Origin of the sequence: Gulbenkiania mobilis, assembly GCA_004346645.1 — a bacterium.
In the GTDB taxonomy this organism is placed as follows: Bacteria; Pseudomonadota; Gammaproteobacteria; order Burkholderiales; family Chromobacteriaceae; genus Gulbenkiania; species Gulbenkiania mobilis.
This window is the reverse complement of sequence record SMDA01000001.1, coordinates 247,931-261,164: the sequence shown is the minus strand read 5'-3', so window position 1 is coordinate 261,164 and position 13,234 is coordinate 247,931. Positions and strand designations below refer to the sequence as shown.

Here is a 13,234-nt window from a genome sequence, read left to right as displayed (position 1 = left end):
TATCGCGTAACCCGAGCGCAAAAAATACAGCCGGAAGTCCACCCGTTGATGGATTTCCGGCCGTTACGGGGAACCCGCCCATTTTCGCGTAACTCTGGCACCTCGCCCATCAGAAGGGAGCGAGGCCCGCCGGGTTTCCGTCCCCGGCCCAGACGTAGATGCGGCACAGTTCCCCGTCGATCCGCACGGGGCCTTCTGGCTTCCACCTCAGCGCCGTCATCGCCTCCTTCACCTTCCGGGGTACTCCGCCGTTGCGGTCCTTCTGCGGGATGCCCAGCCGGTTGTATACCGCCTCCGTCTTGACGATCCATTGGCCCTTCCATTGCTGGATTTCGTCGCGCATTCCTTCGAGGCATTCCATGAAGCCCTCATCGACCACGCGGCGTTGCGCTTGCGCCTGCTTCGCGCCGGTGGCGGCTTCCCCTTCGAGGGTCAGCGCGTAGTCGCCGGAGCGGTAGCGGGCCAGCGCCTCCGCGATGAGCTGGTCACGCGCGGCGTGCAGGCCTTCGAGGTCAACACGGGACACGGCGACCGGCCAGAAGCGGCGGTTCTCGGTCGGGTCTTGTAGGAAACGCTCCTCATTGGTGGTTCCCGCCAAGACAAAGCGCCGGGGGACCGTGACGGGGCTGCGCGCGTAGGCCGGGCGTCCGGTGTCGGCCTGCCGGGCAATCGTCGCCTTGAGGGCTGAAACGTCCTTCTTGCTCATGCCATCCAGCTCTGCGCATTCGAGAATCCACACCCCGGAGGACACCTCCAAGACTTCGCGGGCGTCCCGCGCCCCAAGGAAGGCGGCATCAGAGAAGAACTCGTCACCCGCGAGGATGCGCAGCGCGGTCGATTTCCCCACGCCTTGGCCTCCCATCAGCACCAGCATGTAATCGAACTTCAGGCCCGGCTCGAAGGCGCGGGCGATTGCCGCGGTCAGCCAGACGGCCCCGGCGGCGCGCGTGTAAGGGCTATCCTCCGCCCCGCAGAAGTCGATCAGCCAGGAATCAAGGCGCGGCTTCCCATCCCATGCCGGGAGGGCATGGAGGTGGTCGATCAGCGAGTCAAAGCGGTTTTCCGTACACAGCGACAGCACCGCCTTGTTCGTGTTCATGTCGCCCGGATCGAAGCCGAAGCGGCGGATGATCTCGTCACGCAAGATGCGCTCCGCGTGGTCGGAGAACTCCCCGGCGAACTCCTGCAACTCATGGGAGCCCACGAGGTGGCGGGCGCGGAACTTGTCATAGCGGCATTCCACGCCCATCAGTAGCAGCGCCGTCCGGGCGTTCCAGTAGCTGGCCAGCGGCTCGCCGTCCTTGTTCACGCGGTCCCAAGTCGGGAGCTGCGCGGCTTCGGCCACCTTCGCGCGGGCCTTCTGGATCTGGTCCGCGGCGTAGGCTTGCCAGCGGGGTTTCTCCCGCACGCTCTCGGCAATCTTGTTGTTCGGGTCCGTGATCGCGGCAAAGATCACCGCATCATCAGCCCCGGCCCGGACAAGGTCGCAGCACACAGCAAACAACGCTTCGGAGCGGGAGGGGTACTTGGCCGGGTCCAACGGGTCCTCGCCGGTGGCGATCCGCGCAAGGGTCGATTCCTTGAGCGTTTTGCCGTTGGCCTTCGCCCACGCTAGCAGCTCCTCCGTGCCCATCCCCATACCCTCGCCCAAGGGCACGGGCGCGGATGCCTTCCCGGTGGCAGCGCGGGGCTTCGTGCTGACGGCGGGGGCGGGCTTGAACGCGCTCAGCGGATAGGTGGCACCCGTGCGGCTGTACACCTCCGCCTCGCGCGGCTCCCGGCCCTTGTCGCGCTTCTTCTTGTTCGGCCAGTTCATCGTCCCCGGCGTGCGCATGATGCGCGAAACGTCGTGGCACGAGTCAGCACCGAAGGCGAGTTCAAGCGCCCGGTTGTAGCGTTCGGCTTCGTGGGCCTTGTCGGTGTCGCCGTCGATGTTCAGCGGCTCCGCCAGACGCCAGAAGGCCTGAAAGCCTCCGCCGGAGTCGATCACCAGCGAGGGAACCGGGACGCCCTTGGGCAGTTCGGCAGTCAGCAAGCGAAGGATGCGGGCGCGCTCCTGCTCGAAGTCCTCCCCGGTGCGCGGGTCGATGTCAACGTGCAGGTATTCAACGGCGGCAATGTCCTCCTTCTTCGCCTTCGCCGTCAGCGGTCCCCGCGTGCGATTGACGTGGAAGTAGATGTTCTTGGTTTCGTTCTGGCGAATGGCCCACGCCTCCGCCTCCTTCGAGTCGGTGAAGGTGCGCGTCTCGGTTTTCCCGTCCGGGACGATGGACGTGAGAACGAACGGCCCGCCGGGGCGGTAGTTGTCGAGGAAGTCAGCAATCATTCTGCGACCTCCTGAAACAGGTGGATTCCGCGGCGATACCCGGCCTTGTTGTCGAACCAGCCGTTGTCGGCGGGATCGGCCTTGCCGCTCATCACCTCGTTGCAGTGATCGAGGGTGCGACGGAACCAGACGGCCCGCGGCGAGCGGTCGGAGGAGCGCGCGGCCTGCTCGGTCAGTTCTTCGAGCTGGGCAATCACCGTATCAACAAGGTGTTGATCGGCTTCGGTGTTGCACTCAGGCCCGGCGGGGAACACGCGGAGAGGGTCGAGACGGAGCAGCCAAGCGACGTAGGACGCGCGGCGGGCTTCGGTGGGCGCAGCTATTTGCGCAATGAGGCTCGGTTTCATGGGTCCGTCTCCTCACTGATGCGCTTGAGCATCACGCCACTGTTCAAGTTCGGCGACGATCCAAATGGTGGTACGTGCGCCGATCTTGCGCGGGCGGGGGAAGTCCGGGCGCTCCTTGAGCCAGCGCCAGAGGGTCGCGTGGCTGATGCCCAAGAACTCAGCCGCTTGGGCTGGACGGAGTGATTTTGTTGATTGTGTTTGCATGGCAGCGGTCCCAATACGTCCGCGCTGCCCGCCAAAAACAAGAAGGGGAAGCGCGGAGCCGATAACACAGCTCGAACACTTCCCCTCGGATGACTCGCACCAGAAACGGGTGAAGGTCGAGCCACCAGTGGCTCAACTCGTTCTCCATTTCTGTACGTCCGCGCCGGGGAACCGGCGGGATATGCGAAAGACTATAAGACTTTCCGGGCGTCTCGTCTAGCCTTAAAGTCGAAAATCTTTTTGTAGATCAACGTCTTACTTTACTTTTTAGGGCGACAGTACGCTGTCCAATCCTCCATAAGTGCCCGTCGTTTCTGGAAAAGACTGCCGCGCGCATAGGCGGCTTCGGCCTTGTCCTTGAGCTGGTGGGCAAGGGCATGTTCGATCACTTCCCGGGGGTGGTGCGTTGTCTCGCCTGCCCAGTCACGGAAGGTCGAGCGGAACCCGTGCGGGGTGGCAACCTTCGGGTTGCCGTTCTTGTCGGTTTGCTTCGGGTCAATGTAGCCCTTGCGTCCGGCCTTCGTCTCGCTTTCGTGCATACGCTTGATGACCGCGGCCAGCGTCATATCCGACAACTCGCCGCCACGGGATGCAGGGAATACAAGATTATTGCCCTCGAACACCGGCAGGGCCTTCAACAGCGCCACCGCATCCTCGGTGAGCGGCACGGTGTGTTCCTTGCCCATCTTCATGCGGTCCGCCGGGATCGTCCAGACTCCGGCCTCAAGGTCGATTTCGTCCCACTTCGCCCCGCGTACTTCGCCGGAGCGGGCGGCGGTCAGAATGGTGAATTCCAGCGCCCGCGCGCCGGTCCCTTCCATCTTGCGAAGATGCGTCATGAATGCGGGAGCCTCTGAGAAGGGCAGCGCGGCATGGTTGCCGTTCTTCGCCACCTTCGACGGCTTGGGCAGCATCGCTTCAAGGTTCCCCCTCCAGCGTGCCGGGTTCGAGCCGTCGCGGTACTTGCGAGCTGTTGCCCAATCCAGAACAGACTCGATGCGCCCGCGGAGCCGTTCGGCTGTCTCGGTTTTCACCTTCCAGATCGGTTCGAGCACTTCCAAGACGTGCGGCGTGTCGATGTCGCGAACCTGTAGTTTGGCGAGGGTCGGGAAAGCGTAGGTGGTCAGCGTGTTGGTCCACTGCTGGGCGTGCTTCGCGTTCTTCCACTCGGGGGACTTCGCTTCAATGCACTGCCGCGCGGCTTCCTCGAAGGTGATTTCAGTCGCCCGGCTCGCCAGCAAAGCCGACCGCGCAGCCTTGCGCTCCGCTATCGGGTCGATGCCTTGGGCGATCTTCTCCCGGACCTCGCGCGCCTTGTCCCGGGCTTGCTGTAGTGTCACCGCCGGATACCCGCCCAAGCCGACCTCGCTGCGGCGCTGCTTGCCGCTCGCGGTCGCCCCGATAGTGACCCGCAACAGCCAGGTCTTTCCTCCGCCGGGGAGGACTTGAAGATGGAGCCCGGGGACGCCGCCCACGGCGTGCATCCCCGGCTCTGAGAGGCGTTTCACCTCCAACGCTGATAGTTCTTTCGCTACTCTTGGCATAATCGCACCCGCCTATAAACCCGCCTAAGATTATACGATCTTACGCGATAAGTCGAGACCATCCGAGACGATCAACGCGAAGAAAGTCTTGTATTTACGCGGGTTTGCTGGCAATCTGGCGACGTTACGCGATGACGCGAGACACTAAGGTGGGGGACACTCTCTCCGCCAGTCACACCAATCAAGCCCTTGATTATTCAAGGGCTTTTTTGTTTTGTGCTTGAGGCCTGGCGCTGATTTTCAGCGTGCGGTGACTTCTACAAAAATCCTCAACCTTCTACAAAAACGCTTCGCTGATTTGCCGGCAGCGCGTGTTTTGCTTTACAGCAAAGCCAGTGCGTCTTTCTTTGCCCGGCTGTCCCAAACGGCAGATGTCGGTTCGCTCCCTGTCTGGTACGGCAAGAATGCTCGCCTGAATGTGGCCCCCATGGACCCTCTTCCAGATGGTGCCGGGCGGACTGCGAAAGAATGCGCTCCGCTTGAAGGGCCTTGGCGGCGCGCCCCTTCCCTCTGAGGCCACCGCATGCGCCTGTAGCCTTGCCCTGCGCGGTCCTACGTCGTGCCCCTACGGCAGGGCCGGTTCGGCCAACCCGTGCTCGGAAGGCTTGAGGCGGGCTGCAGCGGCACCCAGCCGCTCCCGTTTTGCCTGCGCCCCCGCGGCCGCTACAATGGCTGGCTTAGCAACCTGCCGGGACAAGCACGCATGAAAAAGATTCTGGTAACCGGTGCAGCCGGTTATATCGGCAGCCACACCACGCTCACGCTGCTCAAGGCAGGCTATGACGTGGTCGCCGTGGACAACTTCTGCAACAGCAAGCCGGCCTCGCTGGAGCGCGTGGCCAGACTGGCCGGTCGCGAGGCGGAACTGCACCGTGCGGACATCCGGGACCGCGCCGCTATGGATGCCATTCTGGCAGCGCACGATGTGGATGCAGTCATCCACTTCGCCGCACTCAAAGCCGTAGGGGAATCCGTTGAGAAACCCCTGCTCTATTACGAGAACAACGTGGCGGGCACGCTGGTGCTGCTAGAAGCGATGCGTGCCGCAGGGGTGCGCCGGCTGGTATTCAGCTCGTCGGCCACCGTCTATGGACTGACCGACCGGCTTCCCATCACTGAAGACACGCCCTTGGCACCGACCAACCCCTACGGGCGCAGCAAGCGGATGATGGAAGACATCCTCACTGACGTGGCCGCCTCCGAGCCGGGTTGGCAAGTTGCGCTGCTGCGTTATTTCAATCCCGTGGGGGCGCATGAGAGTGGCCAGATCGGAGAAGACCCGAACGGCACCCCCAACAATCTGATGCCCTTCATCAGCCAGGTGGCAGTAGGCCAGCGACCGGAACTGCAGGTATTCGGAAACGACTACCCCACCCCGGACGGCACAGGGGTGCGCGACTACATTCATGTAATGGACTTGGCCGAGGCGCATGTGGCAGCCCTGGCCGCGCTGCCCGATAACGGCGCTCTGCCGCTTAACCTGGGAACCGGCCGTGGGTATTCTGTCTTGGAACTGGTGGAGACGTTCAGCCGCGTCAGCGGGCGCCAGGTCCCCTACCGCATCGCCCCACGCCGTCCAGGCGATGTGGCTGCCTGCTATGCGGACCCGGCAGCGGCCGAAGCACGACTGGGCTGGAAGGCGCAGCGCGACCTGGAAACGATGTGTGCCGATACCTGGCGCTGGCAGTCGCAGAACCCGGAAGGCTACCCAGCCTGAGCGCGCGCCCCGGCAACCCAGCAAAAAGCCCATCCTCGCAAGGATGGGCTTTTTCGTCATCTGCCTGAGGGCGGTGGCGTCATACCGCTTCGACGTTGTTGTGTACCTCGCTGGCACGCAGCACCTCCTGCGCCCATACCACCGCATCCATGTAAAGCTGCCCCACTGCCTCTACCGGCCGGTTGAGAAGCCTGGCCAGCGTCTGGATACGCACGCTTTCTCCCTGCTCGCACGCCATCGCCAGCGCCAGTTGCGGCGCAAACGGTCCCTTCTGTTCGTTGAGCGCGTCACGGACAGTCACCGGCAGGTCCAGCGGGCCGATCACGTCGGGGAACGGCACTCCCAGCAGGACATCCAGCAGCGAGAACATGCCGGTCAGGAACAGGTGCTCCTCCACCAGGCGATGGTCTTGCGGCTGCCCCAGGCGTTCCATGAAGCGGGCCCGGATCAGCGACTTCTCCAGAAGCGCCAGCGCGTGGCCATCATCCTTGCGCGCGGTGAAGAGCAGCATCGACAGCCACTTGAACAGGCTCTCCCGCCCCAAGAGCAGCAGGGCATCCTCCACCGACTGCACCTGCTTGGCGAGGCCGTTCACGGGCGAGTTGATGAAGCGCAGCAGCTTGAAGAGCAACACCGAATCCAGCTTGAACTGGGCTTCCAGGGTACGCGCATCGGCATTGGCACGCAGCAGCCGCATGATCTGCAGCACCCGGGTCTGGCTGCCGTTGTCCTGCTTGCGGTTGTCCATGGTGCGGGCAGTGGCAAGATAGGAGCCGTGAAACAGGGCAAAGCGGTTATTGCCGGGTGCCTGCAGGCACAGGGCCAAGTCCTCTGCGCTGCCGACGTTGCGTGCAAACCAGCGGGCGTGGGCATAGCGCTTGGGCAACTGGTCGAGGAACGGGGCCAGGATGCGGGTAGAAGGCGCCGCGAAGTCCAGCACCATGAAATCCATGCGCCGGAAGAATGCATCGTGCAGCGCTTCGGGCAGCAGACGGGCATCGTAGAGCGCCGGCTCCACCGCAAAGCGTACGCCACCGGCCTTCAGCGTATCGATACGCTCCAACACCTCGGGCGTCACCGGTGCGTCACCGACCGGGTCCAGCATCAGGATGACAGTGCGCTCGGGCAGCCCGAGCAGGCCTTCCTCCTCCAGCGCACCCAGCGACAGGTGAACCAGCGCACGCCGGTACGCCAGCAACCGGAAGAGGTCCATGTTGCGCAGGGTGCGCAGCAGCATCCGGTCGAACTCGCGTCGCCGCGCCGCCGTCTGCCCCGCCCCCTGGCGCAGGGTGAACTCGTAGGCCACCACCGCCTGCTGTCGGTCCAGCACCGGCTGATGGGCGACAAAACCCAGCGTGGGGGGTAGTTCCACCGGGCCGGTATCGGGCTGCGTAGCCGGCGGTGGGGTTTGCGCGTCCGGCTCGGCCACGGCGGCCTCGTCCTCAGTCTTGCGCAGCTTGCCAGTCAGGCCATCGAACAGGTTCTTCAGCATCGTGTGCTCCCTCTCCCGGATCAGCCGGCGGTACGCCGTGCCGGAATGCGCGGGGTGTCGACGCGGACATCGCCGCACTGGGCGCGATGGCGCAGGGCATGGTCGATCAGCACCAGCGCCAGCATGGCTTCAGCGATCGGTGTGGCCCGGATGCCCACGCACGGGTCGTGGCGACCATGGGTTTCCATGTCCACGGGCTCGCCGGCCTTGTTGATGGAGCGCCGGGGCTGGGCAATCGACGAGGTGGGTTTGATGGCGATGGACACCTCGATGTCCTGGCCGGTGGAAAGGCCGCCAAGAATGCCGCCTGCGTGGTTACTGGCAAAGCCTTCGGGGGTCAGTTCGTCGCCATGCTCACTGCCGCGCTGTGTCACGCAACCGAACCCCGCACCGATTTCCACGCCCTTGACGGCATTGATACCCATCATGGCGTGAGCGATGTCGGCGTCCAGACGGTCGAACACCGGCTCGCCCCAGCCCACGGGCACGCCTTCGGCCACCACGCGCAGCCGGGCGCCCACCGAGTCCAGGCTCTTGCGCACGCTGTCCATGTAAGCCTCCAGCTGCGGCACCACAGCCAGGTCGGCGGCAAAGAAGGGGTTGGCCGAAACATGCTCCCAGGCGGTGAAAGGAATAGCGATCTCGCCGATCTGGGTCATGTGGCCACGGATGAGGATGCCAAACTGCTCCTTGAGCCATTTCTTGGCGATCGCGCCAGCAGCCACGCGTACAGCCGTCTCGCGCGCCGAAGAGCGCCCTCCTCCGCGCGGGTCGCGGATACCGTACTTGTGCCAGTAGGTATAGTCAGCGTGTCCGGGCCGGAAGGTGTCGGCAATATTGCCGTAGTCCTTGCTGCGCTGATCGGTGTTGCGGATCAGGAGAGCGATCGGTGTGCCAGTGGTGCGGCCTTCGTACACCCCCGAGAGGATCTCCACCGTATCCGGCTCGCGGCGCTGCGTGACGTGCCGGCTGGTGCCAGGCTTACGCCGGTCCAGCTCGGTCTGGATGTCTGCTTCGGTCAGCGCCATGCCGGGCGGGCAGCCATCGACCACACAGCCGATGGCCGGGCCGTGGCTTTCGCCGAACGAGGTGACGGTAAAGAGCACGCCGAAGGTATTGCCAGACATCGCTTCATCCCTGTTTTTGTGGTGGTTGTCAGCGATTCTAGCATGGCTGCCCGGCGGGCTTGCGGCGTCTCCCTTATCGTGCGTGTGGGCCGTAGACGAAAGGCAACGCCCGTATGGCGCGATTCAACCGTGGCCGTGGCCGGGGCCGTAACGTACGCAGGCAGTGTCGACTGCGATCCCCGGGGAGTTACGCAGGAACTCGGCATAGGCCGCATCACGCGCCCGCTTGAGCGACCACAGGTAAAGACCGGCCGCCACCAGCAGCAGATACGGCAGCGCACGGGAGAACTCAAAGGCGGTAACAGGTTGGCCGAAGCCCGGCAGCACCCGTTCCGAAGCATGATAGCCCAGCACCAGCAGCACCACGCCGGTGCCCAGGGCCATCTGGATGCGTAGATGGGTCAGCATGCGGTTGCGTGGCCGGTGTGCGCCGAAGTAGTAATGAATGGCGCGCAGGTCGTCAGCACGCAGAAACTGGCGCTCGATGTTGGCGATGATGACGAGGTTGCGGTTGTACCAGTAGGCCGCATCGAGCAGATGCGCTGCAAGCCAAGCTACCAGCAACAGGATCAGGGTGACGGCCACATCCAGGCTCACCACCTTTTTCTCCACCAGCGCAAAGATGGCGAAGGCGCCGATCAGTACACCCACCGACTGCCACACCACCATGATGTGCCGGTTGATGTCGTTGAAGAGCTGGTTGTACATCTGCATCAGGAATGCCTTGCGCTCGTCACTCATGCGCCTTCTCCCCGGAAGCGAGCGCGGTGGCCCGGTAGCCGCGCCAGCTGTGGTTGATGTTGGCCAGAGAATCCCGCAGACAGGTGTCGTAGCCGCCCTGCGGATGGGGCCGGAAGATCTCGCCGTCGAAATAATCGCCAAAACGGGCGTCCAGCGTAAACCGGTTGCAGTCGAGCGAGGCCACTGGCATCAGGTCGGCGTAGCGCCGCTGCACGTCGGGCCGTCCACCAAGCAGGTGCACCGGCCGGGTGTAATTCTCGGGCGGCAGCGCGGTGCCGCCATAACGGGTGGGCACGCTGAACCCCGGTACGAAGTGCGGGGGCAGCAGCGCGTGGAAGCGCCGGTGAAGGGCCGGGTCCTTGGGCACCAGTACCACATGCCGCGCGAAGCGCTGCAGGGCTTCCGCCTCGCGCAGGATGGCGTCGAGCTGTTGCACCGATTCGATGTCGCGCGCCACAGTCATGAAGGGCCGTAGCCGCTCGGCCGCAGCCAGGTGACGCATGAAGTCGTAGCGCTTCCAGTGGATGTCCAGAAAGCCGACCCCGGCAAAGTCCACATTGCGGACATCGCGCAGATTGGTGTAACGGGCGCCCGGACGCCAGCCGAACTCGGCCGCAAGAGTGATCACGTGCCGGCTGTGGGCGACAAATTTCAGGGGTGCGCTCATATGTCTCGGTCGGGCGGAACACCACAGGTTGGCCGAAACAGCCGCCAGACAAGGGCGCGTTCCGAAGAGGGGCAGACCGGACATCATAGAGGTCGCCCCCGGCCAAGGCACGGGGGCGTGGCAGACTCAACCGACAGGGGCGTGGACTGGTCCGTCGGCAGATCATTCCCTACCAGGGCATCGGCCCGATGCGGCGGCGGAACCAGCCGGTGACTGCCATGCGCGGCTGGTGCGTGGGCCGTACCTCGTGCCAGAAGCGGTCCGAAAGAAAGAGCACCAGCGTGCCGGCCTCGGGGGGGATGTCCAGGTGCTGGGTGCAGGCCTCGTCCAGATAAAGACGCATCTGCCCACCGGCATCGACCGGCCAGTCGGGATTGAGGTAGAGCACGGCCGTGAGCGTACGTGCATCGTCGTCGCGAAAGCGGTCCAGATGCTTCTTGTAGAAGGCCCCTTCCGGATAGGTGGCGAAATGGGTCTCCAGTTCGGCCAACCCCAGGTACAGCGTCTGATTCACTGCCTGGCGCACCGCATCCATCCGCTGGAAGTAGGCAGCCACCGCCGGGTCGCTGTCGCTCTCGTCCAGCCACAGGACGGCGTCGGAGCGGATGTCCTCGCGTCGGGCTTCGTTGACCGCCCGACCGACCGCCGCCGCGTGGAAAGCGCCTGCCTGCCAGCGGGCCTCACAGCTGGCACGCAGGGCAGCGATCAGGTCGGCATCGAACAACGTGTGGTCTACCGCCCAGCCACGGTCGGCGAGCGCATCCAGGGTGTCGGTAAGGTGCTTGTCGTAAGGCAAGGGGTCAAGTGGCATGAGGTTCTCCTTTTTGGCGCGGTGTTCTATCACACCCGAGCAAGAAACGCACTGACCTGACCCAAATCGGCCCCCCGTGGGCCAACGCCACCGGCTAGTAGTTTTCGGGCACGCTGTCGTAGCGCCCGGCCAGCCAGTGCAGCACCAGCGGGAAGTGGTCTTGCGGTGCTTCCGGGTGTGTCAGCAGCGACACATGGTTGTAGTCGTGGCGATGGCCCGTGGCGCGCGCCAGAAGGTGCAGGCGCGACAGGTGCGGCCCGGATTCGTCCCGGAAACGACGTACATCTTCGGGGTGGCCACGGCAGGGATCGTTGCGTGCGGCCAGATAGAGCGCGGGCGGTAGTGTCACGCTGCGGGCGGCGGCGCCATAGTCGAAGCCGTCGTGCGAATCCACCCAGGGTTGTACCTTGGCCCACTCCCGGCTCTGCAGGTGGCTCTTGTCGGTCTCGTCATCCGCGCCCAGGCCGATGCGACGCGCCGGCAGGTAACCAAAGGCGCGGATCAGCACCCGCGCGGCGATGTTCCACATGAAGTCCACTTCGATCAGCTTGCTGAGATTGCGCGCGTGCACGCTGCGCTTGCTGCCGAAATACACCAATGAGCGCACCTGCGGGATCAGCTCCGGGAAACGCACCAGACAGCTGCTCATGTGCACGCCGCCCCAGGAATGCGCAACCCAGTGCACTGGCTGCCCATCTTTGAGCCTGCGGATGGCGGCCTGCAGGGCGGGCAGGTCCTCGACGATGGTTTCGGTCTGGCCGTGCCGGTCACCCGGGCCGATCTTGGGGCGGCTGAGGCCGCGGCCCCGCAGATCAGCCACGAACACATCGTAGCCGGCTTCGGCCAGGAAGGGCGCGAGCCCCTTGCCCGAGGGAGAATAGAAGGTGCGGCCATTGGCCATGACTCCATGCACCATCAGCACCGCCGCACCGTCGGGACGACCTTCCAGATGCAGGCGCTTGAGATAAAGGGTGTGAGAGCCGACAGGAACGTGCAGGTCGCTTTGCGCCAGGGGCATGCGGTTTCTCCTCGTGATGACGGACCGTCTCGGCGCGGTCCTTTCAAACAACCGCTTGAATCATGCGGGCCAGCCGCCGCAGCGTCAACGCAGGCTGACCACTCCCTCAACCCTCCGGGCCGATGCGCCCCCACCACGGCCTTGAGGGCGGCAGCGGCAGCGCACCCGTCCGCACCTGCCAAGGCCAGCACCCGGAGGCGTAAGGGCAGCGGCAATGGACAGGCACGCTCCCCCGGACAGGGGGACCGCCGTATGGACAAAAGCGGCACAGGCCTGAAAACCGCTGGGCACGTGGACCGCAGGCCCTCAGATACGCAATTGGCCCGGGGTGCCCGGCTCGAACTTTTGCCATACCCGCCGCAGGGCACGGGCCGAACCAAAACCGGCGCCTTCGGCTGCACGCTCCACACTGGCACCCTGCCCGATCAGCTGCCGCGCCCGTGCCACGCGCAGCCGCTGCTGGTACTCGACGATGCCGATGCCAGTCTCCTGGCGGAAAAGCCGGGTAAGGTGACGCGCGCTGACATGCACGCTTTCGGCCAAGGCTTCTACGCTCCAGGCTGCCGCAGGATCTCGGGCAATCAGGTCCTGGGCCCGGTGCACGGCTGGGTGCAGGTGGTTACGGTAGGCCAGCCACGGCGAAAGCTGGGGGTCGTCCCCGCTGCGCCGCAGGTAAACCACCATCCGACGGGCCACCCGCGCCACCACAGCCGGGCCGGCCACTTCCTCGATCAGGGCCAGCGCCAGATCGATCCCGGCCGTGATGCCCGCCGAGGTCCACAGCGGACCATCGCGAACATAGGTGCGGTTTTCCACCACCCGGGCACGCGGTGCCAGTCGGGTCAGCATGCCGGTCAGGGCGTGGTGGGTCGTGCACTGCCGTCCATCCAGCAGGCCGGCACGGGCTGCCAGCAAGGCACCCGAACAGATGGTAGCCACGCGGCGTGGCGGCTGGGCATGGGTTCGCAGCCAAGCGACAAGTGCGTCGGCCGCCGGGGTGGCATAGTCGGTAACCTCGTCGCGGTTGCCGCACAGTACCACCCAGGCATCGGATGGCAGGGCCAGCGGCAAAGGGTCCAGTTGTGAGACGAGCCCGAGGGAGTTGGGACACGCTGCCTTCGGGCCTGCCATGTGCAGGCGGAAGGGCACGCCCTCCTCGGCCGCGATCCGCAGTGCCTCGGCCGGGCCGGCCAGATCCAGGGCCAGGTATCCCGGCGTTAGGAGGAACCAGACGTCCATG

Annotated in this window: 12 protein-coding genes; 1 reads left to right on the top strand and 11 read right to left on the bottom strand. The window is 64.8% G+C overall.

Annotated elements, in window-relative coordinates:
• Positions 1-109: 109 nt before the first annotated feature.
• The 4 genes from EV669_RS01255 to EV669_RS01240 form a co-directional block, all read right to left on the bottom strand.
• Positions 110-2,326: a VapE domain-containing protein gene (locus EV669_RS01255; protein ID WP_132097675.1), complete on the bottom strand. Its 2,217-nt coding sequence runs from the start codon at positions 2,324-2,326 to the stop codon at positions 110-112.
• A complete protein-coding gene (locus EV669_RS01250; RefSeq protein WP_132097674.1) occupies positions 2,323-2,673 on the bottom strand; it encodes a hypothetical protein in 351 nt (116 codons plus the stop codon). Before EV669_RS01250 ends, EV669_RS01255 begins: the two co-directional genes overlap by 4 nt.
• 12 nt (positions 2,674-2,685) lie before the next feature.
• Positions 2,686-2,877, bottom strand: coding sequence for a helix-turn-helix transcriptional regulator (locus EV669_RS01245; RefSeq protein WP_081609350.1), 192 nt, complete (start codon positions 2,875-2,877; stop codon positions 2,686-2,688).
• Between the two features lie 260 nt (positions 2,878-3,137).
• Positions 3,138-4,385, bottom strand: a complete 1,248-nt coding sequence (locus tag EV669_RS01240) for a tyrosine-type recombinase/integrase (RefSeq protein WP_318271288.1) — start codon at positions 4,383-4,385, stop codon at positions 3,138-3,140.
• 739 nt (positions 4,386-5,124) lie between these two features.
• On the opposite strand from EV669_RS01240, the gene galE reads away from it, so the two are divergent.
• Positions 5,125-6,138, top strand: coding sequence for a UDP-glucose 4-epimerase GalE (gene galE / locus EV669_RS01235; protein ID WP_132097672.1), 1,014 nt, complete (start codon positions 5,125-5,127; stop codon positions 6,136-6,138).
• A 79-nt stretch (positions 6,139-6,217) separates the two neighbouring features.
• Here the strand turns inward: galE and EV669_RS01230 are convergent, their stop codons facing one another.
• The 7 genes from EV669_RS01230 to EV669_RS01200 form a co-directional block, all read right to left on the bottom strand.
• Entirely contained in the window at positions 6,218-7,630 is a 1,413-nt protein-coding gene (locus EV669_RS01230) for an EAL and HDOD domain-containing protein (RefSeq protein ID WP_132097671.1), read from the bottom strand.
• 20 nt (positions 7,631-7,650) lie between these two features.
• Positions 7,651-8,757 carry a chorismate synthase gene (gene aroC, locus EV669_RS01225; RefSeq protein ID WP_054286615.1) on the bottom strand — a complete coding sequence of 369 codons (1,107 nt, stop codon included), beginning with the start codon at positions 8,755-8,757 and terminating at the stop codon, positions 7,651-7,653.
• Between the two features lie 123 nt (positions 8,758-8,880).
• Complete coding sequence (locus EV669_RS01220; RefSeq protein ID WP_054286614.1) at positions 8,881-9,498, bottom strand: hypothetical protein; 618 nt, start codon at positions 9,496-9,498, stop codon at positions 8,881-8,883.
• Complete coding sequence (locus tag EV669_RS01215) at positions 9,491-10,165, bottom strand: DUF6610 family protein (RefSeq protein ID WP_055434446.1); 675 nt, start codon at positions 10,163-10,165, stop codon at positions 9,491-9,493. The genes EV669_RS01220 and EV669_RS01215 overlap by 8 nt, the downstream gene beginning before the upstream one ends.
• Positions 10,166-10,334: 169 nt before the next feature.
• On the bottom strand, positions 10,335-10,976 hold the full coding sequence (locus EV669_RS01210) for a 2OG-Fe(II) oxygenase (protein WP_132097670.1): 642 nt from the start codon (positions 10,974-10,976) through the stop codon (positions 10,335-10,337).
• A gap of 94 nt (positions 10,977-11,070) precedes the next feature.
• Positions 11,071-11,994: an alpha/beta fold hydrolase gene (locus tag EV669_RS01205; RefSeq protein ID WP_054286612.1), complete on the bottom strand. Its 924-nt coding sequence runs from the start codon at positions 11,992-11,994 to the stop codon at positions 11,071-11,073.
• 306 nt (positions 11,995-12,300) lie between these two features.
• The gene (locus EV669_RS01200; RefSeq protein ID WP_132097669.1) at positions 12,301-13,233 is read right to left on the bottom strand and encodes a GlxA family transcriptional regulator; all 933 of its coding nucleotides are present in this window, start codon (positions 13,231-13,233) and stop codon (positions 12,301-12,303) included.
• Between the last annotated feature and the right edge of the window lies 1 nt (position 13,234).

Bases quoted from the DNA above. Each gene is read 5' to 3' on its own strand.
- EV669_RS01255 (WP_132097675.1), bottom strand. From the start codon at position 2,326: ATGATTGCTGACTTCCTCGACAACTACCGCCCCGGCGGGCCGTTCGTT.
- EV669_RS01250 (WP_132097674.1), bottom strand. From the start codon at position 2,673: ATGAAACCGAGCCTCATTGCGCAAATAGCTGCGCCCACCGAAGCCCGC.
- EV669_RS01245 (WP_081609350.1), bottom strand. From the start codon at position 2,877: ATGCAAACACAATCAACAAAATCACTCCGTCCAGCCCAAGCGGCTGAG.
- galE (WP_132097672.1), top strand. From the start codon at position 5,125: ATGAAAAAGATTCTGGTAACCGGTGCAGCCGGTTATATCGGCAGCCAC.
- EV669_RS01230 (WP_132097671.1), bottom strand. From the start codon at position 7,630: ATGCTGAAGAACCTGTTCGATGGCCTGACTGGCAAGCTGCGCAAGACT.
- aroC (WP_054286615.1), bottom strand. From the start codon at position 8,757: ATGTCTGGCAATACCTTCGGCGTGCTCTTTACCGTCACCTCGTTCGGC.
- EV669_RS01220 (WP_054286614.1), bottom strand. From the start codon at position 9,498: ATGAGTGACGAGCGCAAGGCATTCCTGATGCAGATGTACAACCAGCTC.
- EV669_RS01215 (WP_055434446.1), bottom strand. From the start codon at position 10,165: ATGAGCGCACCCCTGAAATTTGTCGCCCACAGCCGGCACGTGATCACT.
- EV669_RS01210 (WP_132097670.1), bottom strand. From the start codon at position 10,976: ATGCCACTTGACCCCTTGCCTTACGACAAGCACCTTACCGACACCCTG.
- EV669_RS01205 (WP_054286612.1), bottom strand. From the start codon at position 11,994: ATGCCCCTGGCGCAAAGCGACCTGCACGTTCCTGTCGGCTCTCACACC.
- EV669_RS01200 (WP_132097669.1), bottom strand. From the start codon at position 13,233: ATGGACGTCTGGTTCCTCCTAACGCCGGGATACCTGGCCCTGGATCTG.